21 protein-coding genes, 1 tRNA gene and 2 riboswitches are annotated in these 25,133 nt (G+C 63.1%); of the genes, 10 read left to right on the top strand and 12 right to left on the bottom strand.

Annotation, left to right across the window (positions count from 1 at the left end):
- The first annotated feature begins 6 nt into the window (after nucleotides 1–6).
- The gene (gene alaS / locus C8N43_RS03510) at nucleotides 7–2,655 is read left to right on the top strand and encodes an alanine--tRNA ligase (protein WP_107844281.1); all 2,649 of its coding nucleotides are present in this window, start codon (nucleotides 7–9) and stop codon (nucleotides 2,653–2,655) included.
- Nucleotides 2,656–2,658: 3 nt separating this feature from the next.
- Complete coding sequence (locus tag C8N43_RS03505; RefSeq protein WP_107844280.1) at nucleotides 2,659–2,949, top strand: DUF1330 domain-containing protein; 291 nt, start codon at nucleotides 2,659–2,661, stop codon at nucleotides 2,947–2,949.
- Here C8N43_RS03505 and C8N43_RS03500 read toward each other — a convergent pair.
- Complete coding sequence (locus C8N43_RS03500) at nucleotides 2,946–5,354, bottom strand: GcvT family protein (protein WP_107844279.1); 2,409 nt, start codon at nucleotides 5,352–5,354, stop codon at nucleotides 2,946–2,948. The two genes, C8N43_RS03505 and C8N43_RS03500, sit on opposite strands and share 4 nt — an antisense overlap.
- A gap of 113 nt (nucleotides 5,355–5,467) precedes the next feature.
- On the opposite strand from C8N43_RS03500, the gene C8N43_RS03495 reads away from it, so the two are divergent.
- The 3 genes from C8N43_RS03495 (at nucleotide 5,468) to C8N43_RS19695 (ending at nucleotide 9,535) form a co-directional block, all read left to right on the top strand.
- Nucleotides 5,468–6,787: a DUF2254 domain-containing protein gene (locus tag C8N43_RS03495; RefSeq protein ID WP_107844278.1), complete on the top strand. Its 1,320-nt coding sequence runs from the start codon at nucleotides 5,468–5,470 to the stop codon at nucleotides 6,785–6,787.
- 84 nt (nucleotides 6,788–6,871) lie between these two features.
- Nucleotides 6,872–9,283: a GcvT family protein gene (locus C8N43_RS03490; RefSeq protein ID WP_107844277.1), complete on the top strand. Its 2,412-nt coding sequence runs from the start codon at nucleotides 6,872–6,874 to the stop codon at nucleotides 9,281–9,283.
- 93 nt (nucleotides 9,284–9,376) lie between these two features.
- Nucleotides 9,377–9,535 (top strand): hypothetical protein, encoded by a 159-nt coding sequence (locus C8N43_RS19695; RefSeq protein ID WP_170114404.1) that lies wholly within the window; start codon nucleotides 9,377–9,379, stop codon nucleotides 9,533–9,535.
- 20 nt (nucleotides 9,536–9,555) lie between these two features.
- Here C8N43_RS19695 and C8N43_RS03485 read toward each other — a convergent pair whose 3' ends face one another.
- From C8N43_RS03485 to C8N43_RS03460, 6 genes are all read right to left on the bottom strand, one after another.
- Nucleotides 9,556–10,854: a branched-chain amino acid ABC transporter permease gene (locus C8N43_RS03485; protein WP_107844276.1), complete on the bottom strand. Its 1,299-nt coding sequence runs from the start codon at nucleotides 10,852–10,854 to the stop codon at nucleotides 9,556–9,558.
- The gene (locus tag C8N43_RS03480; protein WP_107844275.1) at nucleotides 10,851–11,861 is read right to left on the bottom strand and encodes a branched-chain amino acid ABC transporter permease; all 1,011 of its coding nucleotides are present in this window, start codon (nucleotides 11,859–11,861) and stop codon (nucleotides 10,851–10,853) included. Before C8N43_RS03480 ends, C8N43_RS03485 begins: the two co-directional genes overlap by 4 nt.
- A complete protein-coding gene (locus C8N43_RS03475) occupies nucleotides 11,861–12,205 on the bottom strand; it encodes a hypothetical protein (protein ID WP_107844274.1) in 345 nt (114 codons plus the stop codon). The genes C8N43_RS03480 and C8N43_RS03475 overlap by 1 nt, the downstream gene beginning before the upstream one ends.
- An 18-nt stretch (nucleotides 12,206–12,223) precedes the next feature.
- Nucleotides 12,224–13,060: an ABC transporter ATP-binding protein gene (locus C8N43_RS03470; protein ID WP_107844273.1), complete on the bottom strand. Its 837-nt coding sequence runs from the start codon at nucleotides 13,058–13,060 to the stop codon at nucleotides 12,224–12,226.
- Nucleotides 13,057–13,839 carry an ABC transporter ATP-binding protein gene (locus C8N43_RS03465; RefSeq protein WP_107844272.1) on the bottom strand — a complete coding sequence of 261 codons (783 nt, stop codon included), beginning with the start codon at nucleotides 13,837–13,839 and terminating at the stop codon, nucleotides 13,057–13,059. Before C8N43_RS03465 ends, C8N43_RS03470 begins: the two co-directional genes overlap by 4 nt.
- Before the next feature lie 72 nt (nucleotides 13,840–13,911).
- Nucleotides 13,912–15,108 carry an ABC transporter substrate-binding protein gene (locus C8N43_RS03460; RefSeq protein ID WP_107844271.1) on the bottom strand — a complete coding sequence of 399 codons (1,197 nt, stop codon included), beginning with the start codon at nucleotides 15,106–15,108 and terminating at the stop codon, nucleotides 13,912–13,914.
- Nucleotides 15,109–15,296: 188 nt separating this feature from the next.
- Here C8N43_RS03460 and C8N43_RS03455 point away from each other — a divergent pair, with 188 nt between their 5' ends.
- Nucleotides 15,297–16,388 (top strand): PQQ-dependent sugar dehydrogenase, encoded by a 1,092-nt coding sequence (locus tag C8N43_RS03455; RefSeq protein WP_245912893.1) that lies wholly within the window; start codon nucleotides 15,297–15,299, stop codon nucleotides 16,386–16,388.
- Nucleotides 16,389–16,480: 92 nt separating this feature from the next.
- Here the strand turns inward: C8N43_RS03455 and C8N43_RS03450 are convergent, their stop codons facing one another.
- From C8N43_RS03450 to C8N43_RS03440, 3 genes are read right to left on the bottom strand one after another with little or no spacing between them, the layout of a single operon-like run.
- The gene (locus C8N43_RS03450) at nucleotides 16,481–17,878 is read right to left on the bottom strand and encodes a TRAP transporter large permease (RefSeq protein ID WP_107844269.1); all 1,398 of its coding nucleotides are present in this window, start codon (nucleotides 17,876–17,878) and stop codon (nucleotides 16,481–16,483) included.
- The gene (locus C8N43_RS03445) at nucleotides 17,878–18,507 is read right to left on the bottom strand and encodes a TRAP transporter small permease subunit (RefSeq protein WP_107844268.1); all 630 of its coding nucleotides are present in this window, start codon (nucleotides 18,505–18,507) and stop codon (nucleotides 17,878–17,880) included. Before C8N43_RS03445 ends, C8N43_RS03450 begins: the two co-directional genes overlap by 1 nt.
- Before the next feature lie 55 nt (nucleotides 18,508–18,562).
- Entirely contained in the window at nucleotides 18,563–19,576 is a 1,014-nt protein-coding gene (locus C8N43_RS03440) for a C4-dicarboxylate TRAP transporter substrate-binding protein (RefSeq protein ID WP_107844267.1), read from the bottom strand.
- A 267-nt stretch (nucleotides 19,577–19,843) separates the two neighbouring features.
- On the opposite strand from C8N43_RS03440, the gene C8N43_RS03435 reads away from it, so the two are divergent.
- The 4 genes from C8N43_RS03435 (at nucleotide 19,844) to C8N43_RS03420 (ending at nucleotide 24,572) form a co-directional block, all read left to right on the top strand.
- Nucleotides 19,844–20,605: an HpcH/HpaI aldolase family protein gene (locus tag C8N43_RS03435; RefSeq protein WP_107846222.1), complete on the top strand. Its 762-nt coding sequence runs from the start codon at nucleotides 19,844–19,846 to the stop codon at nucleotides 20,603–20,605.
- 77 nt (nucleotides 20,606–20,682) lie between these two features.
- Nucleotides 20,683–20,770: riboswitch (glycine riboswitch) on the top strand.
- Nucleotides 20,771–20,878, top strand: a riboswitch (glycine riboswitch).
- A 33-nt stretch (nucleotides 20,879–20,911) separates the two neighbouring features.
- Nucleotides 20,912–22,195 (top strand): D-amino acid dehydrogenase, encoded by a 1,284-nt coding sequence (locus C8N43_RS03430; RefSeq protein WP_107844266.1) that lies wholly within the window; start codon nucleotides 20,912–20,914, stop codon nucleotides 22,193–22,195.
- A gap of 65 nt (nucleotides 22,196–22,260) precedes the next feature.
- Nucleotides 22,261–23,016, top strand: coding sequence for a hydroxyacylglutathione hydrolase (gene gloB, locus C8N43_RS03425; protein ID WP_107844265.1), 756 nt, complete (start codon nucleotides 22,261–22,263; stop codon nucleotides 23,014–23,016).
- 11 nt (nucleotides 23,017–23,027) lie between these two features.
- Nucleotides 23,028–24,572: an acetolactate synthase large subunit gene (locus tag C8N43_RS03420; protein ID WP_107844264.1), complete on the top strand. Its 1,545-nt coding sequence runs from the start codon at nucleotides 23,028–23,030 to the stop codon at nucleotides 24,570–24,572.
- Here the strand turns inward: C8N43_RS03420 and C8N43_RS03415 are convergent, their stop codons facing one another.
- The gene (locus C8N43_RS03415) at nucleotides 24,573–24,893 is read right to left on the bottom strand and encodes a hypothetical protein (RefSeq protein WP_107844263.1); all 321 of its coding nucleotides are present in this window, start codon (nucleotides 24,891–24,893) and stop codon (nucleotides 24,573–24,575) included. It abuts the gene before it with no gap.
- A gap of 145 nt (nucleotides 24,894–25,038) precedes the next feature.
- Nucleotides 25,039–25,128, bottom strand: a tRNA-Ser gene (locus tag C8N43_RS03410).
- Nucleotides 25,129–25,133 lie beyond the last annotated feature (5 nt).

Below are 25,133 nucleotides of genomic sequence, written 5' to 3'. Positions count from 1 at the left end.
GAGACCATGCCCAGCCTGAATGATATTCGCTCGACGTTCCTGCGTTTTTTCGAACAGCAGGGCCATTCGGTTCAGCCGTCCAGCCCGCTGGTGCCGCGGAATGATCCGACCCTGATGTTCGTCAACTCCGGCATGGTTCAGTTCAAGAACCTGTTCACCGGGCTGGAGCACCGCGACTACACCCGCGCGACCACGGCGCAGAAATGCGTGCGCGCCGGTGGCAAACACAACGATCTCGACAATGTCGGCTACACCGCACGCCATCACACGTTTTTCGAGATGTTGGGCAACTTCAGCTTTGGGGACTATTTCAAGAAAGAGGCGATCCCTTTCGCGTGGGAGCTGATCACCAAGGATTTCGGGATCGACAAAAATCGTTTGCTGACAACGGTCTATCACACCGATGACGAAGCATTCGAGATTTGGAAAAGCCTTGGCGTGCCCGAGGATCGGATCATCCGCATCGCGACCTCTGACAATTTCTGGCAAATGGGTCCGACCGGCCCGTGCGGTCCGTGCACAGAGATTTTCTATGACCATGGCGAACACATCTGGGGAGGCCCGCCCGGCAGTCCCGAGGAAGATGGCGATCGTTTCATTGAGATCTGGAACATCGTTTTCATGCAAAACGAGCAATTCGAAGACGGCTCGATGCGCGAGTTGGAGATGCAGAGCATCGATACCGGCATGGGGCTGGAGCGTATCGCGGCGCTCCTGCAGGGCAGCCATGACAACTACGACACCGATCTGTTCAAGGCTCTGATCGAGGCATCGGCCCATGCCACCTCGACCGATCCGTTTGGGGATCAGAACGTGCACCACCGCGTGATCGCGGACCATTTGCGTTCGACCTCGTTCTTGATTGCCGACGGGGTGATGCCCTCGAACGATGGCCGTGGCTATGTGCTGCGCCGCATCATGCGCCGCGCCATGCGCCACGCGCATCTGCTTGGCGCCAAGGACCCGGTGATGCACCAATTGGTGCCGTCGCTGGTGGGCCAGATGGGCGCGGCCTATCCGGAACTGGGACAAGCACAGGCCCTGATCGAAGAAACCCTGCGGGCGGAGGAGACGCGCTTCAAGCAAACGCTCGATCGCGGTTTAAAATTGCTCGACGACGAGTTGGCAGGCCTTGGCGAGGGCGAAACGCTGCCGGGCGAAGCGGCGTTCAAGCTCTACGATACCTACGGCTTCCCGCTGGATTTGACCCAAGACGCCCTGCGCGAGAAAGGCCGTGAGGTCGACACCGACGGGTTTGACGCCGCAATGGCAGAACAGAAGGCCAAGGCGCGCGCATCCTGGGCGGGCTCGGGCGAGGCGGCTGACAGCACCGTCTGGTTCGACATCGCGGACACGCACGGCGCAACAGATTTTCTTGGCTACGACACCGAGAAGGCTGAAGGCCAGATCCTCGCCATCGTATCGGACGGAAAACAGGTCGATACGGTCGACAAGGGCGAGAGCGTTCAGATCGTGTGCAACCAAACCCCGTTCTATGCCGAGAGCGGCGGCCAGGTCGGCGACACCGGCACCATCAAGACGGATGGCGGTGCAGGCCGTGTGACCGACACGCGCAAGACCGCGGGCGTGTTTATCCATTTCGTCGAAGTGACCGAAGGCGAGTTGCGTACCGGCGCGGGGGCGGAGCTTTCGGTGGATCACGCGCGGCGCACCGCGATCCGCGCCAATCATTCGGCCACGCACTTGCTGCACGAAGCTCTGCGCGAGGCGCTTGGCGAGCACGTCGCTCAGCGCGGCTCGCTTAATGCAGACGACCGCCTGCGGTTCGACTTTAGCCACGGCAAAGCGCTCAGCCTTGAGGAATTGGCGCAAGTTGAGCGAGACGTTAATCGGTTGATCCGGCAGAACAGCTCTGTCGAGACGCGGATCATGACACCCGATGATGCGCGCGGGATCGGCGCGCAGGCGCTCTTTGGCGAGAAATATGGCGACGAGGTTCGGGTCGTCTCGATGGGGCGCGCCGACACGGGCAAGGGCTCGGACGGACAGACCTACTCGATCGAGCTTTGTGGCGGGACCCACGTGAAACAGACCGGTGATATCGGCATGTTCGTGACGCTGGGCGACAGCGCGTCGAGCGCTGGCGTGCGCCGGATAGAGGCGCTCACGGGCCAAGCGGCGTTCGACTACCTTAGCGGGCAGGACCACCGCTTGGCCGAGACCGCGCTGGCGCTGAAATCCTCGGCGGAAGATGTGCCTGCCCGCGTCAAGGCATTGCTGGAGGAACGCAAGGCGCTCAGCAACGAGGTGGCGCAGCTGCGCCGCGAGCTGGCGATGAGCGGCGGCGCGGCGCAGGTGTCCGATGAGGATGTCGGCGGCAAAGCGTTCTTCGGGCAAGTTATCAGCGGCGTCTCAGGCAAGGAACTGCCCGCGCTGATCGACGAGCACAAGGATCGCATGGGCTCCGGCATCGTGCTGCTGATCGCGGATGCGGGCGGCAAGGCCGCCGTGGCTGCCGGTGTCACGGATGACCTGACGGAGGAGATTTCTGCCGTCGACATTTTGCGCGCCGCCGTGGCCGAACTGGGCGGAAAGGGCGGCGGGGGCCGTCCCGCCATGGCGCAAGGCGGAGGTGCCAGTGTCGAAAATTCCCAAGCCGCGATTGATGCGGCGAAAGCCGTGATCGGAGGATAGAATATGCCCGCAGCTCTATGGATTGCCCACGTCAAGGTCACCGACCCCGAGCGTTACGCTAAATACGCCGCCGCCGCGACGAAAGCGATTGCGGATCATGAGGGCGTGTTCCTCGCGCGCAACGGGGCCTATGAGCAACTCGAAGGCAATGATCGCGCGCGCAACGTCGTGGCCCGTTTCCCGTCGCTGCAAAAGGCCCATGACTGTTATTATTCAGAGGCTTATCAGGCGGCGTTGGAGTTTGCGCGCGATGCGTCCGAGCGCGATCTGATGATCCTTGAAGAGCTGGACTAGCCGCGCATTCGGGCACCGTCTGCGTCAAAGGGCGGCGTGGTAATCAGCGTGGCGCGGCGCATCTGGCCCAATATTTCGATCTCGACCGTCAGACCTTTGACTGCGCGGGTGCGCGGGATCAGGGCCATCGCGATGGATTTTCCGGAATGGTGGGCGTAGCCGCCGGAGGTGCAGAATCCCTCGACTTTCCCGTCGATGAAGACCGGCTCATAGGCGACGACATCGGCATCGGTCGCGTCGACCTCGAAATTGCAGAGTTGTCGCGCGGGCGGCGCGGCGCGCTCAGCCTCCGCCGCGGCGCGGCCGATGAAATCCGTCGCCTTTTTCCACGCGATGAACCGATCCATGCCAGTCTCGGCAGGCGTGTAGTCGGGCGAGAACTCGCGGCCCCAGGATCCAAAAAACTTATCAAGTCGCAGCGACATCATCGCACGCATCCCGAACGGTGTCAGCCCGCGCGGCTCACCGGCGTGCCAGAGGGTCGCCCAGAGCTGGCGTTGATCCATCGGGCTGCAATAGATCTCGAAGCCCAGATCGCCGGTGTAGCTGACGCGCTGCACGCAGCACGCGACTTGGCCCACGGTGATTTCGCGCACATCCATGAATCGCATGTCGGAAATATCGTTGCGGGTGCAGGCCTGTAAAATGTCGCGCGACAGGGGCCCTGCGATCTGGAAGCCGGTGCGCGTGTCAGAGACATTCTCGACCCGCACGCCGTTGGTCGCGTGACGCTCGAACCAGCGCATGTGATAGGCTTGCGCGCCGTAGGATGCGGTGAGGTAGAAATCACCTTCCGCCAGACAGGTCACCGTGAAATCCCCGATCAAGCGACCGGCCTTAGATAGCATCGGGGTTAACGACAGGCGACCGGGGGACGGGATGCGGCCGGCCATGATCCGGTCGAGCCAGTCGCGGGCGCCGGGGCCGGTCACATGGTATTTGCCGAAGTTCTGCACCTCGTTGATCCCCGCCGCGGCGCGCACGGCGGCCACCTCCCGAGCGGTCGCGTCAAAGGCATCGGAGCGACGGAAGGACGGTGTCTCAAAGCGCGGCTCGTCGCCTTGGGCGAAATAGTTGACGACCTCCAGCCCGTATTGCTGACCCCAGACCGCGCCCATGTCGCTGAAGATGTCATACATCGGCGTGGTGCGATGGGGGCGGGCCGCGGGTAGCTCTTCGTTCGGGTAGCTTACCGAGAAGCGGCGCTGGTAGTTCTCGACCACCTTTGGCAGCGTGTAGCCGGGCGTGATCCAGTCGCCGAAGCGCGCCACATCCATCGCGATGGTGTCGCGCTCGGTCTCGCCGTGGATCATCCATTGCGCGAGCATCAGTCCGACGCCGCCGCCCTGACTGAAGCCCGCCATCACGCCGCAGGCCGACCAATAATTGCGCAACCCCGGAACAGGGCCCACTAGCGGATTGCCGTCAGGCGCGAAGGTGAACGGGCCGTGGATCACGGACTTGATCCCGGCCCGCTCGAGCACCGGGAAGCGGTTGAAGGCGAAGGTGATGCTGTCTTCGATCTTGTCGAAATCGTCAGCCAGCAGCTCATGTCCGAAATCCCATGGCGTGCCTTCGACTGCCCAAGGCCGGCAATTCTGCTCGTAAAAGCCGATGCACAGCCCGCGACCTTCTTGGCGCAGGTAGCTCTCGCCCGCGGGGTCCATCACATGCGGATGCTCGGTGTCACGCTCGTAGATTTCCGGAGTTTCTTCGGTGACGAGGTATTGATGCTCCATCGGGTGCAGCGGCAGATAGACACCCGCCATTGCGCCCACCTCGCGGGCCCAAAGACCGGCGGCGTTGACGACGTGCTCGGCATGGATCGTGCCTTTGTCGGTCACCACGTCCCATGTGCCGTCGTGACGTGGGTTGGTCTCCAACACCTTAACATGGGTCTCGATGCTGGCCCCGCCCATGCGGGCCGCCTTGGCATAGGCGTGGGTCGTGCCGGAGGGATCGAGATGGCCGTCCAGCGGGTCGTAAAGCCCGCCGACGATGCCGTCGAGATTGGTGATCGGCGCGATCTTGGCGATATCTTCGGGGCCGACAATCTCTGTCTCAAGGCCCATGTAGCGGTGCTTGGCGCGCTCGGCCACGAGCATGTCGAAGCGGTCCTGGTTGTCCGCAAGGGTTACGCCACCGACATGGTGCAGGCCGCAGGACATACCCGTCAGCTCTTCCAACTCGCGGTAGAGCTTGATCGTATAGCCTTGCAACGCGGCCATATTCGTGTCCCCATTGAGCGTATGAAAGCCGCCCGCTGCATGCCACGTGGAACCCGATGTCAGCTCGGAGCGTTCGAGAAGCAAGACGTCCGACCACCCCAGTTTTGTCAGGTGATACAGGACGGAGCAGCCGACGACGCCGCCCCCGATGACGCAGACCCGCGTGGTTGTTTTCATTGGGGTGGGCTCCTCGGCTCGAAATTCGCAAGCCCACCCTACGGGCTGGCCCAAGCGGCGATAGCCGGAAAGCGACGCGCGATGTCGAATAGGTGCCTTGGCCGAGGCCGCGCATGAGCGATTTACTCAAACGCTTTGCCGCTTGGCCCATCACCTTGTTCCGTTTGGCAAAACAGCTATGGCGTGAGCTTTGGGTGCGGGTCGCGGTGATGGGCGCGTTTGCGCTGTTCGCCCTGATGCTTGCGCAAATCCTCGGCAGCGTTCTTCCAGATGAGGTTTCCGGCTACGTGTCCGCCAAGGCTGCGGACCGGCTGCTTTCGATCATCGCCAATGCAATGCTGGCGGTCACCACCTTTTCGCTCACCGTGATGGTCACCGTCTACCGCTCATCATCATCGCAATTTACCCCGCGCCTGCATCGCCTGATTATGCAGGACCCCACGACCCAGAATACGCTTGCGACGTTCATCGGGGCCTATGTCTACGCGCTGGTCGGCATCGTGCTTCGTGAGCTTGATATCTTTGCAGACGAAAAGGCCTTCGTGCTGTTTGCCACCACGGTGCTGGTGCTGGCCTTGGTGGTCTATTCGATGATCCGATGGGTTCTGCACCTGCAGCTCTTCGGCAGCCTGACCGATACCACGCGGCAGGTCGAAGACATCGTGCGTCGCGAGTTTGATGTGCGGCTGTCGACACCATGCCTCGGGGCGCATCCGTTTGACGCGGACAAAGTGCCAAGCGATGCCGTAGCGGTTACCAGCGACACGACGGGCTACGTCCAGGAGGTCTTCCACGAATCCCTGCAGGAGCGGGCAGAAGAGATGGATTGCAAAATCCACTTGTGTGCGGAGGTGGGCCATTTCGTGGTCTGCGGCGAGCCGCTGGCCTATGTGCAAGGCAGCGGTCCCGACGACGAGGACGAAGACCTCGACGATGTCATTCGCGCCCATATCCATCGCGGCGACATGCGGACCTATGATCAGGACCCGCGTTTTGGGCTGATGGTGATGGGCGAGATTGCGTCCAAAGCGCTGTCGCCCGGAATCAACGACCCCGGAACCGCGATTGACGTGATCACCCGCCTGACCCGCATTCTCGCCGAGTACCGCGACGAGACAGAGGCCAGCGATGCGCTGCCCCATGACCGGCTCTGGATCAAGCCGCTCGACCCCGATGACCTTTTTGAGGACGCGTTCGGCGCGCTTGCCCGCGACGGGGTCGCTCTGGTCGAGGTTCAGCAGCGTCTGCAGTCCTCTCTTAGCCGATTGATGAACCACGAGAGCGAAAAACTGGCCGCCGCGGCCAAACGTGCGGCGGGCCAAACCTATGCCCGGGCCATGGCCAAACTCGACTTCGAGGCGGATCGCGAGAAATTGCGCGCAAGCACACATCCCGACATCGTCAAAGAGGCGGACGCCGATTTGTCGCGGTGAGACAAGTTTTGTCGCCTGACGGGCAAGAGATGTGCGGCGGGTGCCCGCAGGCTGGTCCCAAAGCTGCCGAAGGACCCGCTTGCCATGAAAACCCACGCACAGGCTGTCGTCATCGGGGGCGGCGTCATCGGCTGCTCCATCCTCTACCACCTCACCAAGCTCGGCTGGACCGATGTGGTGCTGCTGGAGCGCGACGAGCTGACCTCCGGCTCGACATGGCACGCGGCGGCGAACATCCACGGGTTGCATGACGTCTCCAACATCACGCGCATCCAGAACTACACTATGGATTTGTACAACGCGCTTGAAGCCGAGACGGGGCAGAGCTGCGGCGTGTTCCAGCCGGGCTCGCTCTACTTGGCGCAGACCGAAGCGCGCGAACACCAACTTCGCCTGCAGGCGGCGAAGGCCAAATATTACGCGCTGAATTTCTACGAGGTTGACCGCGCCGAGGCAGAGCGCCTGCATCCGCTGGTCGATTATGACGGCATCCGCTGCATCATGTTCGAACCCTCGGGCGGCAATGTCGACCCTTCGGGCGTGACCAACGCTTACGCCACGGGCGCGCGGCAGAACGGAGCGGAAATTTTCCGCTTCACGCCCGTGACCGCGACCGACCAGCAAAGCGACGGCACATGGGTCGTGAAGACGCCGAAGGGTGATATCGTCACGCCCGTGGTAGTGAACGCAGCCGGGCTTTGGGGCCGCGAAGTCGCGGCCATGGCCGGGATCGAGCTGCCGTTGCAGCCGACCGAGCATCAGTATTTCGTGACCGAGACAATCGCCGAGATCGCCGCGATGGACCGCCGCTTGCCTTCGGTCGCGGACCGCGACGGGGAGTATTACTTGCGCCAGGAAGGCAAGGGGCTGCTCGTCGGGGCCTATGAGAAGGACCTGCGGTTCTGGGCAGAAGACGGCACGCCCCAGGGCTTCGGGCATGAGCTGTTCGCCGACGATCTGGAACGGATCGAGCCTAACATGATGCGCGCCATCGACCGGGTGCCGGCGGTCGGCATGGCCGGGATCAAGCGCGTGATCAACGGCCCGATGATCTGGTCGCCTGACAGCAACGCGCTGTTCGGCCCGGTGCCGGAGCTGAAAGGCTATTTCTGTTGCAACGGGATCATTCCCGGCTTCTCGCAATCGGGCGGCTTGGGCTCGTTGACCGCTGAGTGGATCGTCACCGGCGAGCCGCATCTTGATATGTTTCCGTGGGACATGGCGCGCTTCGGCGCGTGGGCGGACAAGGACTTCACCAAGGCGCGGGTCGGTGATCAATATGCCAACCGGTTCGCGATCCATTTCCCGAACGAAGAACGCAGCGCGGGGCGTCCGGCGCGCACGCGGCCGGTCTACGAGGCGCAGGCTGCCATGGGCGCGGTGTTTGGGCTGAACTATGGCTGGGAGCATCCGCTGTGGTTTGCAGACAGCCCGGGCGTGACCGACATCAATGGCTTCACCCGTCAGAACTGGTTTGAGCCGGTGGGCGCCGAGGCGCGAATGCTGCGCGAGCGCGCAGGCATCATCGACATCTCCAACTTCGCGAAATACCGCGTGACGGGGGCAGGAGCGTCTGATTGGCTGGACGCGGTTTTCGCCAACACCATGCCCAAATCCGTTGGGCGGTCCTGCCTGACGCCCTTGATCGGCGTGCGCGGCGGAATTGCGGGGGATTTCACCGTCACCAAGCTGGCCGATGAGGAATTCCTGATCATCGGCTCCGGCATGGCGGAGCGCTATCACCAACGGTTCTTTTCGATGGTGCCGCGGCCTGAGAGCGTCCGGTTCGAAAGCCGGACAGAGGCCATGTGCGGCTTCAACGTGGCGGGCCCCCAAAGCCGTGCTTTGCTAGAACGCCTGACCAACGCATCACTCGCGACGCAAGACTTCCCCTTCATGCGCTCGCAGCAGATTACGCTGGCGGGCGTCGAGCTGATCGCGCTGCGCGTGTCCTTCACGGGCGATCTGGGGTGGGAGTTGCATTGCGACGTGGACGATCAGCTGCGGCTCTACACGGCGCTGATCGACGCGGGCAAGGAGATCGGTGCAGGACCTGTCGGCTCCCGCGCCTTGATGTCACTTCGGATCGAGAAGGGCTATGGCTCCTGGTCGCGGGAATACAGCCCTGAATACTGGCCGCAAGAGGTCGGGCTGGACCGCCTCATCAAGATGGACAAGGAATTCCTGCACAAGGACGCCTATGTCGCGCTGAAAGACCGTGCGCCGCGCGAGCAGCTGAGCATCATCGAGGTGTTGGAGATCGATCAGGCCGATGCAACCGGCGGCGAGCCGATCTTCCTGCCTGACGGCACGCCGGTAGGCCGGGTCAGCTCTGGCACCTATGGCTACACGGTCGAGAAATCGCTTGCGCTCGGTTTTCTGAAAGACGTGGCCCCCGGCGCGGAGGTGGATGTGATGATCCTGGGCCGCCCGCATCGCGGTGTCGTGCTGGATGCCCCGCCCTTCGATCCCGAAGGCGTGCGCTTGCGGGCCTGACAGGGCCCCACGCGCGTTGACAAAGATCAAGAGCGGCGGGCGGGCCTTCGCTAGGATGGGCGAGACGTTCTGCCCAGCTAAAGGTTCAAGCCCATGAAATACCCACTTACCATCGCCTGCATGATCGCGCTGACCGCTCTTTCGGCCTGCGTCACAGAGGACAGATACCCCGTCTCAGGGGAGGAATGCGGGCCAAACGACCCGGTCAAGGATCTTGATGCCGCCGACTGCTTGCCGCCGATCGGCACCTGATCGCTAGGGGTCGTAGCCGCCTAACGCTCGGGGATCAGCCCACGCGGGCTGAACCGCAGCACCAGCAGCAGCACAAGCCCCATGGTCAGCAGCCGCATATGGGCGGCGCTGTCGAGCAGGTGGTCCTTCAGCCAATAGCCATCGGCCATGCCAGCGGTCACGCCTTGCATCACTAGCAGGCCGATCGGCTCGACCTGCACCCAGAGGAACCAGATCAGGAAGCCGCCCAGTACCGCGCCCAGATTGTTGCCGGAGCCGCCCACGATCACCATCACCCAGATCAGGAACGTGTAGCGCAGCGGCTGGTAGGTCCCAGGCGTCAGCTGGCCATCGAGCGTGGTCATCATCGCCCCGGCGATGCCGCAGATGGCCGAGCCGAGGATGAAAACCTGCAGGTGGCGCGCGGTGACGTCCTTGCCCATCGCCTCTGCCGCGACTTCATTGTCGCGGATCGCGCGCATCATGCGGCCCCAAGGCGAGTTCAACGCCTTTTGCGCCAACCACAGCAGGATGATCAGGACGATGGCGAACAGGATCGAGTAGCCGAGCTTTACATAAAGCGTGGAGGCGGTCGTTGGATCAAGGCCAAGCCCCGCGGCGCGCTCGACGAAGCTTTCGGAGTTCTGCAGATCAATCTCGTAGGGAACGGGGCGGGGAAGCCCCACGACGTTCTTGACGCCGCGCGACAGCCAATCCTCGTTCTTCAGGATCGCGATGATGATCTCCGCGATGCCCAGCGTAGCGATGGCCAGATAGTCCGACCGCAGCCCCAGCGCGGTCTTGCCGATAATCCAGGCCGCCCCCGCGGCAAGCAACCCGCCCACGGGCCACGCGACGAGCACCGGTAGGCCAAGCCCGCCAAGATAGCCGGTCGCAGCGGGATTGACGCTTTCGATGGCATCGACGCCGGGATCAAAGACCGCGCGGAACAGGAAGAAGCCGCCGATCAGCACCACCAATGTCGCCAGATTGCGCGCCCGGTCGGCGGCCATGCGCTGGCGCAGCATGATCGTGGCGATGATCGTGCCTGCGCCCAGCAGCAGACCGAAGATTACGCGCACGCCGCCTACGCTCCACTCCTCTGCATTGGCGGGCATGGAGGTCACGACTGCCGCCAAGCCGCCCAAAGCGACGAAGCCCATGACACCCACATTGAACAGCCCCGCAAGGCCCCATTGCAAATTGACCCCCAACGCCATGATGGCCGAGATCAGACCCATGTTCAGGATCAGCAGCGCCGAGTTCCACGATTGCACAAAGCCCGTCCCGATGATGAGACAGCCTACGAAAACAAAGAGAAGCGCGTCGCGGGCGGTCATACTGATTGTCCTTTGAAGAGCCCCGTGGGCTTGAAGAGCAGCACGATGATCAGGATCGCGAAGGAGACGGCGAACTTGTAATCTGTGCTCAGAAGCTGCGCGAGCCCGTCCGGGGCCAAGGCGTCCGGCAGCACATAATTGCCGACCTTCTTGAAGGCGTAGGTGATCGTAACCTCCGAGAAGGCGATGACGAAGCCGCCCGCGATGGCCCCCAGCGGGTTGCCCAGACCGCCGACGATGGCCGCCGCGAAGATCGGCAGTAGAAGCTGGAAGTAGGTGAAGGGCTTGAAACTTTTGTCGAGCCCGTAGAGCGTTCCCGCCACGGTCGCCAGCGCCGCAACGATCAGCCAAGTGTAAAGCACGACGCGCTCGGGGTTGATGCCCGACAGCAGTGCCAGATCCTCGTTATCGGAGAAGGCGCGCATCGATTTTCCCGTGCGGGTCTTGTTAAGAAACCAGAACAGCACGGCCACGACGATGATCGCGGTAATCAGTGTGATTCCTTGGGTGGACTTGATGGCGAGGCCCTCGTCGAGACCTGTCATCGTCTTGAAATCCCGCGCAGAAATGATGAAGCGCTCACCATCTGCGAAGCGCTGATCGTTGGGCCCGATGATGAAGCGGGTCAGCCCGTTCATGATGAACATCACGCCCAATGAGACCATGACCAGAACCACCGGCTTTACTTTCCGCTGTCGGTAGAATTGGTAGACGACCTTGTCTGTGCCGATCAGGAACAGGCCGGTCAGCGCGATCCCGAAGGGCAGGGCGAGCAGGGCGGTCGGCAGCGGGCCGAAGCTGATGCCCGCGCTCTGAAAGCCCCAGGTGATGAGGATCACGAACATCGTCCCAAACGCCATCGTGTCGCCATGGGCGAAGTTCGAGAAGCGCAGGATGCCGTAGATCAACGTGACGCCAAGCGCCCCGAGCGCCAGCTGCGCGCCGTAAGCCGTGCCGGGGACCAGCACGAAGTTTGCGAAGGCGACGAGCGCGTTGAGATAGTCCATCACGAAGGCTCCTCGCAGGTGCCCAGATAGCTCACCACCATCGGTCCCTGATACATGTGGGTCGTGTAGCGAGCGTTGCCATCGGCATTGCGGCTGAGCAGATGAAAGGCGCTATCGGTGACGCCGACATAGACCCGCGCGCTGTCAGAGCCGCCGCGACTGACGGGAATTGTTTCCGCCACGCTCACCAGCTTCGTTGCCTCACCGTCTTGCTCAATGGCGATCTCGTATGAAGTTTCCGCACACGCCTCCGACTCGAAGCATTCCGTCGTGAAGGTGCAATTGACTGCATATGCAGGCGTGGCGAGACACGCGGCCACCACGGCCGCTTTGAAGATTTTCAAGACTGGAGCTCTCATCTCTTATCCTCCCAGGAAGGATTTGCGGACTTCGGGATCGGCCAGCAAAGCCTGCCCCGTGTCGGTGAAGCGATTGCGCCCCTGCACCAAGACATAGCCTTTATCCGCAATCTCAAGGGCTTGGCGGGCGTTCTGTTCGACCATCAGGATGGAAATACCGGTCTTGGCCACCTCGATGATCCGGTCGAACAGCTCGTCCATCACGATGGGCGAGACGCCCGCGGTGGGCTCGTCAAGCATCAGCACCTTGGGTTGTGTCATCAGCGCGCGCCCCACAGCGACCTGCTGGCGCTGGCCACCCGATAGCTCACCCGCCGCCTGCAGCCGCTTTGAGCGCAGGATGGGGAACAGCTCGTAGACCTGATCAATGGTTTTTTGGATGTCATCGCGGCGCAGGAACGCGCCCATCTCGAGGTTCTCTTCCACCGTCATGGACGTGAAAATGTTGGAGGTCTGGGGCACAAAGGCCATGCCCTTGGCGACCCGCGCCTGCGGGGTCAGCGCGGTGATATCCTCGCCATTCAGCCGCACCGCGCCCTTGCGCACGTCGAGCATCCCGAAGACGGCCTTCATCGCGGTCGACTTGCCCGCGCCATTGGGGCCGACGATCACGGCGATCTCGCCCTCGTTCACCGCAATTGTGCAGTCATGAAGGATATCGGGACCGGAGCCGTAGCCCCCCGACATCGCATCCCCGATCAGGTAGGGCTCGCCCGGTGCACCTTTCGTCGGTGCGTTTTTTGTCTTTTGCGTCTCGATGCTGCCGCCCACGGGCGTCTTGGGGTTCTTGCCAAGCGAGACATCCTTGTTGCCGCGGCCGCTATATGCGTCGTCGCTCATGCCCCTACCTTTGCTTTGTTCTTCAGGCCCGTGCCCAGATAGGCCTCGATCACTTGCTCATTGGCCTTGATCTCGTCCAGAGTGCCCTCGGCCAGAACCTTGCCCTCGGCCATACAGATCACCGGGTCGCAAAGCCTGCCGATGAAGTCCATGTCATGCTCGATCACGACGAAGGTATATCCGCGTTCCTGGTTCAGACGGATGATTGCGTCGCCGATGGTGTTGAGCAACGTGCGGTTCACGCCGGCGCCGACCTCGTCGAGGAAGACGATCTTGGCGTCCACCATCATTGTGCGCCCCAGCTCCAGCAGCTTCTTCTGCCCGCCAGAGATATTGCCCGCGCGCTCGTCCGAGATGTGGTCGATGGTCAGAAACTCCAGCACTTCGTCAGCCTTGGCCGCCAGCGCGCGTTCCTCGTCGGCGATCCGCTTGCGCCCGAACCACGTGTTCCACAGAGTCTCCCCCGACTGGCCACCGGGGACCATCATCAGGTTCTCGCGCAGGGTCATGGAGGAGAATTCGTGCGCGATCTGGAACGTGCGCAACAGCCCTTTCGAGAATAGCGTGTGCGGCGGCAGGCCGGTAATGTCCTCGCCCGCCATGGTCACACGACCAGAGGTCGGTTGAAGAACGCCCGCGATCACATTGAAAAGGGTTGTTTTTCCCGCACCATTCGGGCCGATCAAGCCGGTGATCGTGCCTTGCTGGATCTCCAGGCTGGCCCCGTCGACCGCGTGGAAGCCGCCGAAATGTTTGTGAAGGTCTTCAACGACGATCATGGTTTGCGTCTCCCCAGGTCGCAAAACAGCCCGGATTTCTCCGGGCTGCCTCGTGTCGTCAATAGTTCAGGCTTACTTGCGGCCCGCGGTGACCTCTTCGCCACCCTCGAAGCCCACAACGCGGTAGTTGCCTGCGGCTTCGCCGGGCCCGATCAATTCCACATCGGTCGCGCCGACATAGTCGATGTCGCCGCCATCCTTGAGGATCTGCAGGCCCTTGGCCAGCTCACCGGCAGAGATCTTCTCGCCGGGGGCGTTGGCGACTTCCATTACCTTGTCCTTGTAGTCGCCCGGCTCCATGGAGCCTGCGGCCTGCATAGCCAGCATGATCAGCGCCGCGGCGTCATAGCTTTCTGGCGCGAAGGGCGACGTCGGCTGCTCGACGCTGTCAGCGGCAATCTCGGTGAAGAGCTTGGACAGCTCATCGGACGGCGAGGGGTGTTGGCCCGAAGAGCCGTCGATCTCTGCGCCGAAATTCTCGACCAGCTTGGCCGAGATCATGCCGTCGGGGAAGTGGAACGTGTCGAACGCACCGGAATCCAGCGCTGCGCGCACGATGCCGGAGCCACCCTGATCCACGTAGCCCGCCACGACAAGACGATCGCCACCGGCCGAGGCCAGTGCGCCGACTTCAGCGGAGTAGTCGGCCTTGCCGTCCTCATGCGCGGCAGAGATGGTGACCGTGCCACCGGCTGCCTCGTACGCAGCCTGGAAGCTGTCGGCCAGACCCTTGCCGTAGTCGTTGTTGGTATAGGTCAGCGCGACTTCTTTGATGTCGGCTTCCATCAGCACTTCGGTCATGACGACGCCTTGGCGCGCGTCGGACGGTGCGGTGCGGAAGAACAGGCCGTCATCTTCGGCGGTCGACAGGGCGGGGGAGGTCGCGGACGGCGATACCATCACCACACCGTTGGCCACGGCGACGTTCGACAGGATCGCGCCGGTCACGCCGGAGCAGTCGGCGCCCACGATACCCTTGACGCCGTCGCCGGTGATCTGGCGCTCGGCCACGGCGGTCGCGGCGCCTGCGTCCACGCAGGTGCTGTCACCGCGCACGGACGTCACTTTTGCACCGTCCAGCAGCAGGCCGCTGTCGGTCACTTCTTTCATGGCCAGTTCGGCGGCGTTGCCCATGTGCGGGGTCAGCGATTCAATCGGGCCGGTGAAGCCCAGAATGACGCCGATCTTGACTTCCTTGGCGTGGCCATCGGCCAGCGCGGCCCCCGACATCATCGCCACGGCAGAGGTTGCGAGTAGCAGCTTGTTCATTTTGAGTGATCTCCCTGATCAATATTTTTGTGCCGGGAAGGTTACGCAGCGATTCCCGAAAAGGGAAGGGGTGCGAGACGCTTACCTTGCTCCCCTGATGTGCGGTTTTCCTATCACGATCCGGTCAGCGCTCATGGAACCCGGCATCGATCGGGTTATCTTCCCGTACAGACCAAATGGAGGCCCCCATGTCCCTGAAATCCGTTCTGTTTTCCGCCCTTTTTGCCGCAGCCGCGTTGCCGGTGCACGCGCTCGACAGCAGCGCGGGAAAGTTGACCGTCACCAGGGTCGCTGACGGGTTCGACCAGCCTTGGGGCGTAGAGGCCGTACCGGACGGTGGCATCCTCGTGACCGAGCGCGGCGGTGAGCTGATCCACCTGCACGCCGATGGCCGCCGAACGTTCGTGCGCGGCGTGCCAAAGGTTGTTGCGCGCGGGCAGGGCGGGCTGCTTGACGTGATGATCCCGCGCGACTTTGCCACCACGCGCCTGGTCTATCTCAGCTACTCCAATCGCGACGGAAATTCCTACGGCACGGCGCTTGGCGTTGGGCGTTTGTCTGCAGATGGCACGCAGCTTGAAGGCTTCAAGCGCATCTTTCAGGCCGCACGCGGGTTCTCCGGCGGACGCCATTTCGGCTCGCGCATCGTCGAGGCGCGCGATGGCACGATCTTCCTGACGCTTGGCGACCGGGGCGATCGCCCGTCTGCTCAGGACCGCCGCAACCACAACGGTGCGGTGATCCGGGTGCGCAAGACCGGGATCACGCCGCCCAACAATCCGTTTGTGGGTCAGCCCGGCACGGAGCCGGAGATCTACTCCTACGGCCACCGCAACCCTCAAGGCGCGGCGCTTGATCTGCAAGGCAATCTGTGGGTTGCGGAGCATGGCGCGCAAGGCGGAGACGAAGTGAACAAGATCACGCCGGGCGCGAATTACGGCTGGCCGGTGATCAGCTACGGGCGGCATTATTCCGGGGCGAAGATCGGCGAGGGCACCTCGAAGCGCGGGATGGAGCAGCCCGAGCACTATTGGGACCCGTCTATCGCTCCGTCAGGCATGATGATCTATTCCGGCAAGCTGTGGCCGGAATGGAAAGGGGATATCTTCGTGGGGTCGTTGAAGTTCGACATGATCTCCCGGCTAGACGGGCGCAGCATGGCGGAAGAGCGGCTGAGTTCGCGCGAAACGGGCCGCGTTCGGGACGTGATCGAAGCCCCCAGCGGTGCGATCTGGTTCCTTTCCGTCGCCGACGGTGCGCTCTACGAAATCACGCCTTAAGTCCGCATTAAGGTTAACGCGCTCATGCGGGGTCGAAAGAGCCCTCGCCCTATCTCCATTTGGATAAAATACTCAAACGGGTGCGCCGCCGCTCACGCGAGCGACGGCAGCCACAGCACGATGGCCGGAAACGCCACAAGCAGCGCGATGGTCAGACCGTCCGCGATGAAGAACGGGGTCACGCCCTTGAAGACATCCTGCACGCTCAGGTCATCGCGCACGCCTGCGACCACGAAGCAGTTCAGCCCGATGGGCGGGGTGATCAAACAGAATTCCGCCATCTTCACCACAAGGATGCCGAACCAGATCGCGCACATCGGGCCGGACATCCCGAATGTGCTGTCTGCGGCCGACACGGCCTCGCCACCGTTCAGCGCCATCACCGCCGGGTAGACCACAGGCAGCGTCAGCAAGAGCATCCCAATCGCATCCATGAACATGCCAAGCACGGCGTAGGCCAACAGGATGCACACGAGGATCAGCATCGGTGAGACGGTCAAGGAGGTGATCCAGTCGGAAAACGCCCCCGGCAAATCCGCAAAGCCCAGGAACCGCACATAGATCAGCACGCCCCAGATGATGGTGAAGATCATGACTGTCAGTTTCGCGGTCTCGATCAATGCTTCCTTGAGCTGTTTCCAGCGCATGCCGCGGTAAAGCGCCATCAGGAACACGATGAACGCGCCCACGGCACCGCCCTCTGTGGGGGTGCCCCATGCGTCGCCGAAAGGGTTGTAGACGAAGAAGATGATGATCACGACCACCGCCACGATGGGCAGGGCAGGCGGCAGGGCGGCGAACCGCTCGCGCCAAGTGAAGCCGGAGACTGGCGGGCCCACGTTCTTAAAGATCAGCGCGATGGAGATGATCAGCCCGGCATAGATCAGTGCCGAGAACGCGCCGGGGATGAAGCCCGCCAGCAGCAGCTTGCCCACGTCCTGCTCCACGATGATGGCGTAGATCACCAAGATGGCCGATGGCGGGATCAGGGAGGCCAGTGTGCCCCCCGCGGCCACGACGCCCGCGGCAAACTGCTTGTTATAGCCGATCTTGAGCATCTCCGGGATCGCGATGCGCGCAAAGACCGCCGCCGTCGCGACAGAGGCGCCCGAGACGGCCGCAAAGCCCGCGGTCGCAAACACGGTCGACACCGCCAACCCGCCCGGGACCCATGCAATCCAGCGTTTCGCAGCCTCGAACAGCGCCGAGGTCAGCTTGGCGTAATAGGCGAGGTAGCCGATCAGGATGAAGGTCGGGATCAGGGACAGCGCCTGCGCCGAGACCTTGGAATGGGGCACCTGTCCCGCCACTTTAACGCTGATCTCAAGCGCCTTGTAGAAGCGGTCGGGCGCGTAGTCGAAGCCGTTCCAGCGCAGCCAGACCAGCCCCACGAACCCCGCCATAGCGGCGGCGAAGGCCACGCGCATGCCCAGCACGACCATTGCCAGCATGCCGCCGGTGACCCATAGGCCGATGGTGATCTCATCCATCACTCCGACCCTTCCAGCTGTTCGGCCTCGATCCGGGCCTGCTCGGCCACGGAGAGGATCAGCGGCACGGCAACGGGGTTTTCCAGCCCTTTGAGAAACGCGCGCCCGTACCCCCAGGCCTGCAGCATCAGCCGCAAGGCCAGCACCGAGAAGGCGACGGGGACCAGCAATTTCGACGGCCAGATTGGCAAGCCAATGTCGATCGAGCTGTCACGGCTCCAAAGCGGCTTGCTCATATCGAAGGAGCGGTCGAAATGCGCCCAGCTGCCCCAGATCAGCGCGAGGATCAGCACAAGGATAAGCAGCACCGAGATCAGCTCGAAGAGCCACAGCGCGCGGCCCTTGAGAGAGGCGATCAGGATATCCATGCGGATGTGGCCACCTTCCCGCTGCACGTAGGAGACGCCCATGAATGCGATTAGCGGCATCGCGGCTTCGATGTAATCGACATAGCCCGACAATGGCGCGTTGAAGAACTTGCGCCCCGAGACCGAGTAGGCGGCGAGAAACATCAGCGAGAAGACCGCAAGCCCTGATACGAGCGCAAACAGCCGCTCAAGCGGGATGAGCGTGCGGTCGAGCCTGCTGAGCAGGCTGGAATCCTCCAGCACGGCGGCGGAACCGGCCATGGTGTTATCCTCTCAAAAGAAAAGCGGCGCCCGGGGAGGGGCGCCGCATCAGGGCTTAGCTGCCCTTGGCTTCGGCCAGCGTCTTGACCACCAGGTCATAAAGCTCCTGGCCGGGCAGACCTTGGGCTTCCATGTCCGCGATCCAGGCCTCACGCGCAGGGTCAGCTGCCTTGGCGCGGAACTCGTCGATCACGGCCGGATCGATCTCGACCTTCTGGACGCCTTTCTCTTCCAGCACGGAATCCCACTTTTTCAGCAGCTCGCCGTAGTTGGCGAGGTAGTGATCGAGGGCTTCCGGGATGGAGCTGTCGAGCGCCTCGCGCTCGGCATCGCTGAGGCTTTCATAGGCATCGATGTTGACGACCACGGGGCAGTTCACGGTGCCGGGGTTCAGGTTGGCGGTCCACCAGTCGGCTTGGTTGATCGTGCCAAAGGAGAGGTGCGCGTGCTGTGCGAAGGCCACGGTGTCCACAACGCCCGACTCCATTGCCTGATAGGCCTCGGTCGCGGTCACGGAGGTGGGCACAGCGCCAACGGCCTCGAATGCCTTGCCAAGCCCGCCGGTGGCGCGCACGCGCATGCCTTCCATCTTGGCAAGCGTGTCGCGCGGGTCGCCGGTGCCTACGAGATTGTATTGCGGCATGGGCGAGGTCATCAGGAGTTTGGCGTTCCACTGCGCCATCTCCTCGGTGGCGGCGGGATGGTTGTAGACAGCGGTCGAGACCGCGACTTCCTGCTCAAGATTCTCGACGCCCAGGAACGGCAGCTCCAGCACGGTAACCACACGGTTCTTGTCGCGGTGGTAGCCTGCGCAGAACTGCGCCATCTCGAACGCGCCGATGGAAATGCCATCGAGGTTCTCGCGGTTGTTCGACAGGCCGCCATAGCTGATGTTCATGGTGAACTCGCCGCCGGTCTTCTCGGACACCAGCTCGGCCAGCTTTTCGATGTGCTCGGTGAAGGCGCGGCGCTTGCCCCAGACAGAGACGTTCCATTCGGTGGCCGCGGCCTCGCCCACGAAGGCGAAGGTCAGCGCCGCGACGGCGGTGGTTTTCAGCAGTTTATTCATGTCATTCCTCCCAGAGTGGCCGGTGTGCCGGCGTTATGGATTGCCATGTTAGGGGCCGCGGGAGGGGGTGCAAGCAGCTTGCGGGCAACATCCCGTAATGCGTTGATTTATCGTAATAAGCATCGCTTTCCTTATGCGCCTTGGGGCTTGGTTCGTGCGGGTTTTCGCACAGTTCCGCGCCAGGGGCCGCGAATCCTTGCCGCTGGACATGCTCACGAGGCTGCCCCCATAAGCCAAAAGACCATGAGCGAGCGCGGAGCCTTTGAAATGACGAGACCTGATCTGAAAACGGCCCTGCAGCGCGGCGAGACACGGAAAGGCTGTTGGCTGGGCCTCGGCTCTGTCGCGGCGGCAGAGATCGCGGCGACCGCCGGGTTCGACTGGTGTCTGATCGACGGCGAACACGGACCTTTCGATATCGCCGCCATTGCAGCGCAGGCCCGGGTTCTTGGCCCGGATGTCTGCGTGCGCATCCCGAAAGACCGTGACTGGATGATCAAGCAGGTGCTTGATCTGGGCCTTCAAACGGTCGTCGTGCCGATGATCGACACGGCGGAGCAGGCGCGCGCGATGGCAAATGCGATGTGCTACCCGTCAAAGGCGTTTCCGACCGGTACCCGCGGGATCGGGGCCTCTATCGTGCGCGCGTCGGGCTACAATGCGGAGCCAGACTATTTGCAGACGGCCAATGACCGTGTGTGCTTGATGGTGCAGGCCGAAAGCGCGACCGCGCTGAAGAACCTCGAAGCGATCTGCGCAGTGGACGGGGTCGATGGGGTGTTCATTGGTCCGGCGGACCTGGCGGCCTCCATGGGGTATCTGCACGACCTTGACCACCCGGAGGTGCAGGCTGCCATCGACACTGCGCTGCAGACCATTTCCGCGTCGGGCAAGATCGCAGGCGCGCTGACCTTCGACCCCGACCGCGCGCGCCACTACGAGGCGATGGGCGCGCGGATGATCGCGGTTGCTTCCGATGTGGCGGTGTTCAGCGGGGCGTTGCGCGGGGTCATATCGCAACACGAATAAACACTATCACGAAATATGATGGTGCCGTGCGCGGGATTGATTAGGCGCGACTCGCGGTCGCGGCTATAGAAAACTTATCTCCTGTAGCGGGAGAGACCGGGTTCGCCCGGCGCCGAAGGAGCAACCGCCCCGGAAACTCTCAGGCCAAAGGACCGCTGCAGGCAACCAAGTCCGGAGAGTGGCACGCATCCGTGCCCGCCGACGGAGAAAGCCCGCCCCGCGACGATCGTGGTGCCGGGTGAAGCTCTCAGGCTCCCTAACGGACGGGGCATGTGGACCGCGAGGGCTCTCGCGGAGGAGGATCACATGCCACACAAGACCCCGCATATCGCCGTGCTCGGCGCAGGTATCACCGGCACCACCATGGCTTACAAGCTGCTCGACCGCGGCTTCGACGTCACCATCATCGACCGCCAGCCCTATGCCGCGATGGAAACCAGCTATGCCAATGGCGGCCAGCTTTCCGCGTCGAATGCCGAAGTATGGAACAGCTGGGGAACCGTGCTGAAAGGCATGAAGTGGCTGCTGAAGAAGGACGCGCCGCTGTCGATGAACCTGTCGCCCAGCTGGCACAAGTATTCCTGGCTGGCCGAGTTCGTCGCCGCCATCCCGCAGCACCGCCAAAACACGCTCGACACGGTGCGCATGGCGCGCATCGCGCGCGGCCATCTGCTGGATATGGCAGAGCGCGCGGGGATTGATTTTGACCTCGAGCGGCGCGGTATTCTGCATGTCTACAAGGACGCGCGCGAGTTCGACGCGGGCCGCCGCGCGACCAAATTGCTGGCCGAAGGCGGGCTGGAGCGGCGCGAAGTGACCCCGGACGAGATCGCGCAGATCGAGCCCGCGCTGCCCCGCGGCCTGATCGGCGGTTTCTTCACCGACAGCGACTTCACGGGCGATATCCACAAGTTTTCCAATGGCTTGGCGCGCGACTTCAAAGCGCGCGGTGGCCGAGTTCTGATGAACACGGTGATCGAGCACGCGGTCTCCGACGGCAAGACCGCCTTGCTTGATCTCTATCAGGACGGTGTGCGCGATCGCGTCCGCTACGATGGCGTCGTTGTCTCGGCCGGGATCGGCTCCCGCGCGCTCGGCGCGCAGTTCGGCGACCGGGTGAATGTCTATCCGGTGAAGGGCTATTCGATCACGGTGAACCTCGACGATACAGCCAGCCAGCAGGCCGCACCTTGGGTCAGCCTGCTCGACGAAAAGGCGAAGATCGTGACCTCGCGCTTGGGCAAATCGCGCTTCCGGATCGCGGGCACCGCCGAATTCAACGGGGCGAACTATGACATCCGCGCCGACCGGGTGAAGCCGCTCGTAGAGTGGTGCCGCAGCAACTTCCCCGATGTCTGCACCGAGAATACCGTGCCTTGGGCCGGGCTGCGCCCGATGATGCCCAACATGGTGCCGCATCTGGGGCAGGGCCGCCTGCCGAACGTGTTCTACAATACCGGCCACGGCCATCTGGGCTGGACCCTGAGCGCTGCAACGGCGGAGACGGTTTCGGCCGCGATGGAAGCGCGCTATTTCGGCACCGCGCGCCCGACGCAGATCACCGGTGGACTGACGCACGCCGCGGCCTGAGCGGTTGCGCGGACCGGGTCAGGCAGGTAGCGATGAAGGACCTGTCCTGACCCGGAGCCGCCGTCATGCTAGAAATCCATCAATTTCCTCATCCGCCCCTGCAGAACTACGGCGTGCTGGTGCACGATCCACAAAGCGGGGAGACGGCTGCGATCGATGCGGGCCACGGGACGTCCTACCTTGATGCGATCAAGCAGACCGGCTGGCGCGTCACGCAGATCTGGGTGACGCACCATCACCACGACCATGTCGCGGGGCTGGGCGAGCTTAAGCAGGCCACCGAGGCCACGGTCCATGGACCTGACGGTATCGATGGCGTGGATATCGTGCTGTCAGGCGGGGACGCGTTCAATCTGGGGCAATACCGCGTGGATGTGATCCACACGCCCGGCCACACGATGGACATGCTGAACTTCCACATCGCCTCGGAAGGTATTGTATTTGTTGGGGATACCTTGTTCGTGATGGGCTGCGGCCGGCTGACAGAGGGCAGCCCCGCGGACATGTGGCCGAGCCTGCAAAAGCTGATGGCGCTGCCGCCCGAGACCCAGATCTATTGCAGCCACGAATATACGCTGACCAATGCACGTTTCGCCATCACGGTGGACCCGGACAATATCGCGCTGAAAACCCGGCTTCTCGACGTCGAGCAATTGGCCGAGCAAGGCGATCCCGCCGTCCCATCAACCCTGAAAGCGGAGCTGGAGACGAACCCGTTCCTGCGCGCCGCCGATCCCGGCATCCGGGCGCAACTTGGCATGACGGAGGCGAGCGATCTCGATGTCTTCGCCGAACTGCGCCGCCGGAAGGATGCGTTTTAGGAGGTCCGCTGATGAATGGCGCGGAATCGCTGGTCAAAACCTTCCTCGCCAACGGCGTGGACACGGTGTTTGCCAATCCGGGGACGTCCGAGATGCATTTCGTGGCGGCGCTCGATGCCCACCCAGAGATGCGCTGCATTCTGTGTCTGTTCGAAGGCGGGGCATCGGGGGCCGCGGACGCGTATTTCCGTATGAGCGGCAAGGTTGCGGGCACACTGCTGCACCTCGCCCCGGGCTTCGGGAACGCCTATGCCAACCTGCACAATGCGCGCAAGGCGCCATCGGGGATTGTCAATGTCGTGGGCGATCACGCCACGCACCATCTACGCTATGAAAGCCCGTTGAAGGGCGATGTCGTCGGGGTCAGTCAGGCCGTCAGCCACTGGACCCGCGTCTCGCCTGACGCGGAAAGCGTGGCGCGCGACGGGGCGGACGCCATACGCGTCGCGCGGTCCGGCAACGGGCAGATTGCGACCTTGATCCTGCCTGCCAACACCGCCTGGGAGGCGGCGTCACACGTCGCACAAAGCGCGGCCCCGCATACGCTCGACCGCCCATCAGAGGCAGAGATCGCCGCGGCGGCAAAGGCGCTCAGGTCGCCGGGGGCTGCTTTGATGATCGGCGGCGCGGCGCTCCACGGCGACCTGCGGCAGTTGGCCGGTCGGATCGCGGCCAAGACCGGGGCGCGGCTGATGGGCGACACGCTGGTCGCGCGGCAATCCCGCGGGGCAGGGGTGGCGATGCTGGATCAACTGCCCTATCCAGTCGCCCCCAAGATCGAGAGCCTGAAAGGCACGCAGACCCTCATTCTCGTCGGCACCCATCGGCCCGTGGCCTTCTTCGCCTATCCCGGCAAGCCCAGCAGACCAGAGCCTGCCGGTTGCAGGATCGACCCATTATGCGCACCGGAGATGGATATCGCCTACACGCTGCAGGCACTGGCGGACGCCTGCGGCGTGGACGCGCATGTACAGCCCAAGGTCTATCCGCTGGACCTCCCGGACCTGCCAACCGGCGATCTGACGCTCGAGAAAGTCGGACAGGCAATCGCGGCGCTGCTGCCGGAGAATGCGATCATCTGCAACGAAAGCATCACCTCCGGCTTCACGGTGATGCCGCCCAGCCTGACGGCGCGCCCGCACGATGTGATCGGCGGGACCGGCGGCTCCATCGGGCTGTGCCTGCCCGCCGCGACCGGGGCCGCGGCTGCTTGTCCTGACCGCAAGGTTCTGGCGCTCACCGGCGACGGATCGGCGATGTACACGTTGCAATCGCTCTGGACCATGGCGCGGGAGCAACAGGACGTGACGGTCGTGGTCTTTGCAAACAGGGGCTACCAAATCCTGCGCGATGAGCTCGCGAATGTCGGCGTGAACAGCTACGGCCAGAACGCCCGGGCGATGTTCGATGTGCATAGCCCGGAGCTGGACTGGGTCGCGCTGGCCAAAGGGAATGGCGTCCCGGGCCAGCGGGTCACGCAGGCAGAGGCTTTTGTGGATGCGCTTCGGGACGGCTTCGCCACAAGCGGGCCGTCCCTGATCGAAGTGGCGTGCTGACTAGCGCCGTGGCGTTGTGGCGATCAACCGAGAGGCCTCGCGGCGCATCGCCTCGGGGTTGTTGACCAAGGCCTGGTCGCGACACACCCGATCGCCAAGAGCTTGCGCCCGCTCCGGCGAGAAGCCCGCGCGGGTCAGGCTGTCGTAGAATTCCGGCTTCGCGCGGTCCCAATAGACCTGCTCCCAAGGCCCGCGGTAGCAGGCGACCGTGATGCTGATGGTTTTCGTTTTTACGTGGCTGTGATTGTGCAGCTCATGCGCCGAAGCGACCCCCACGGTCGATCCAAGGGCAAGGACGGCAAGGGTTGTAATGACTTTCATAGGTGACTCCCCCACAGAGTACTTGGGCAATAAAATCTCTGCTCACCCCATGCCTCGAGTCCGCGTCCGTTTCTGCGACGGAGCCTGAAATTGGCGACATTCCCCGAGTCTGACCCGGATTGTTGCTGCAAATCAAGGAAATATATGGCGGAGAGACAGGGATTCGAACCCTGGGAACCCGTGAAGGCTCAACGGTTTTCGAGACCGCCCCGTTCGACCACTCCGGCACCTCTCCGCGCG

Source organism: Litoreibacter ponti (genome assembly GCF_003054285.1).
Classification (GTDB): Bacteria; Pseudomonadota; Alphaproteobacteria; order Rhodobacterales; family Rhodobacteraceae; genus Litoreibacter; species Litoreibacter ponti.
The sequence above is the reverse complement of the archived record's forward strand: the minus strand, read 5'-3'. Positions and strand labels throughout refer to the sequence as shown.

What these genes read in the sequence shown, in the direction of transcription:
- C8N43_RS03415 (WP_107844263.1), bottom strand. Translation starts at nt 24,893, where the DNA reads ATGAAAGTCATTACAACCCTTGCCGTCCTTGCCCTTGGATCGACCGTG.
- C8N43_RS03460 (WP_107844271.1), bottom strand. Translation starts at nt 15,108, where the DNA reads ATGAACAAGCTGCTACTCGCAACCTCTGCCGTGGCGATGATGTCGGGG.
- C8N43_RS03455 (WP_245912893.1), top strand. Translation starts at nt 15,297, where the DNA reads ATGTCCCTGAAATCCGTTCTGTTTTCCGCCCTTTTTGCCGCAGCCGCG.
- C8N43_RS03490 (WP_107844277.1), top strand. Translation starts at nt 6,872, where the DNA reads ATGAAAACCCACGCACAGGCTGTCGTCATCGGGGGCGGCGTCATCGGC.
- C8N43_RS03500 (WP_107844279.1), bottom strand. Translation starts at nt 5,354, where the DNA reads ATGAAAACAACCACGCGGGTCTGCGTCATCGGGGGCGGCGTCGTCGGC.
- C8N43_RS03430 (WP_107844266.1), top strand. Translation starts at nt 20,912, where the DNA reads ATGCCACACAAGACCCCGCATATCGCCGTGCTCGGCGCAGGTATCACC.
- C8N43_RS03420 (WP_107844264.1), top strand. Translation starts at nt 23,028, where the DNA reads ATGAATGGCGCGGAATCGCTGGTCAAAACCTTCCTCGCCAACGGCGTG.
- alaS (WP_107844281.1), top strand. Translation starts at nt 7, where the DNA reads ATGCCCAGCCTGAATGATATTCGCTCGACGTTCCTGCGTTTTTTCGAA.
- gloB (WP_107844265.1), top strand. Translation starts at nt 22,261, where the DNA reads ATGCTAGAAATCCATCAATTTCCTCATCCGCCCCTGCAGAACTACGGC.
- C8N43_RS03440 (WP_107844267.1), bottom strand. Translation starts at nt 19,576, where the DNA reads ATGAATAAACTGCTGAAAACCACCGCCGTCGCGGCGCTGACCTTCGCC.
- C8N43_RS03495 (WP_107844278.1), top strand. Translation starts at nt 5,468, where the DNA reads ATGAGCGATTTACTCAAACGCTTTGCCGCTTGGCCCATCACCTTGTTC.
- C8N43_RS03480 (WP_107844275.1), bottom strand. Translation starts at nt 11,861, where the DNA reads ATGGACTATCTCAACGCGCTCGTCGCCTTCGCAAACTTCGTGCTGGTC.
- C8N43_RS03470 (WP_107844273.1), bottom strand. Translation starts at nt 13,060, where the DNA reads ATGAGCGACGACGCATATAGCGGCCGCGGCAACAAGGATGTCTCGCTT.
- C8N43_RS03435 (WP_107846222.1), top strand. Translation starts at nt 19,844, where the DNA reads ATGACGAGACCTGATCTGAAAACGGCCCTGCAGCGCGGCGAGACACGG.
- C8N43_RS03465 (WP_107844272.1), bottom strand. Translation starts at nt 13,839, where the DNA reads ATGATCGTCGTTGAAGACCTTCACAAACATTTCGGCGGCTTCCACGCG.
- C8N43_RS03450 (WP_107844269.1), bottom strand. Translation starts at nt 17,878, where the DNA reads ATGGATGAGATCACCATCGGCCTATGGGTCACCGGCGGCATGCTGGCA.
- C8N43_RS03445 (WP_107844268.1), bottom strand. Translation starts at nt 18,507, where the DNA reads ATGGCCGGTTCCGCCGCCGTGCTGGAGGATTCCAGCCTGCTCAGCAGG.
- C8N43_RS19695 (WP_170114404.1), top strand. Translation starts at nt 9,377, where the DNA reads ATGAAATACCCACTTACCATCGCCTGCATGATCGCGCTGACCGCTCTT.
- C8N43_RS03485 (WP_107844276.1), bottom strand. Translation starts at nt 10,854, where the DNA reads ATGACCGCCCGCGACGCGCTTCTCTTTGTTTTCGTAGGCTGTCTCATC.
- C8N43_RS03505 (WP_107844280.1), top strand. Translation starts at nt 2,659, where the DNA reads ATGCCCGCAGCTCTATGGATTGCCCACGTCAAGGTCACCGACCCCGAG.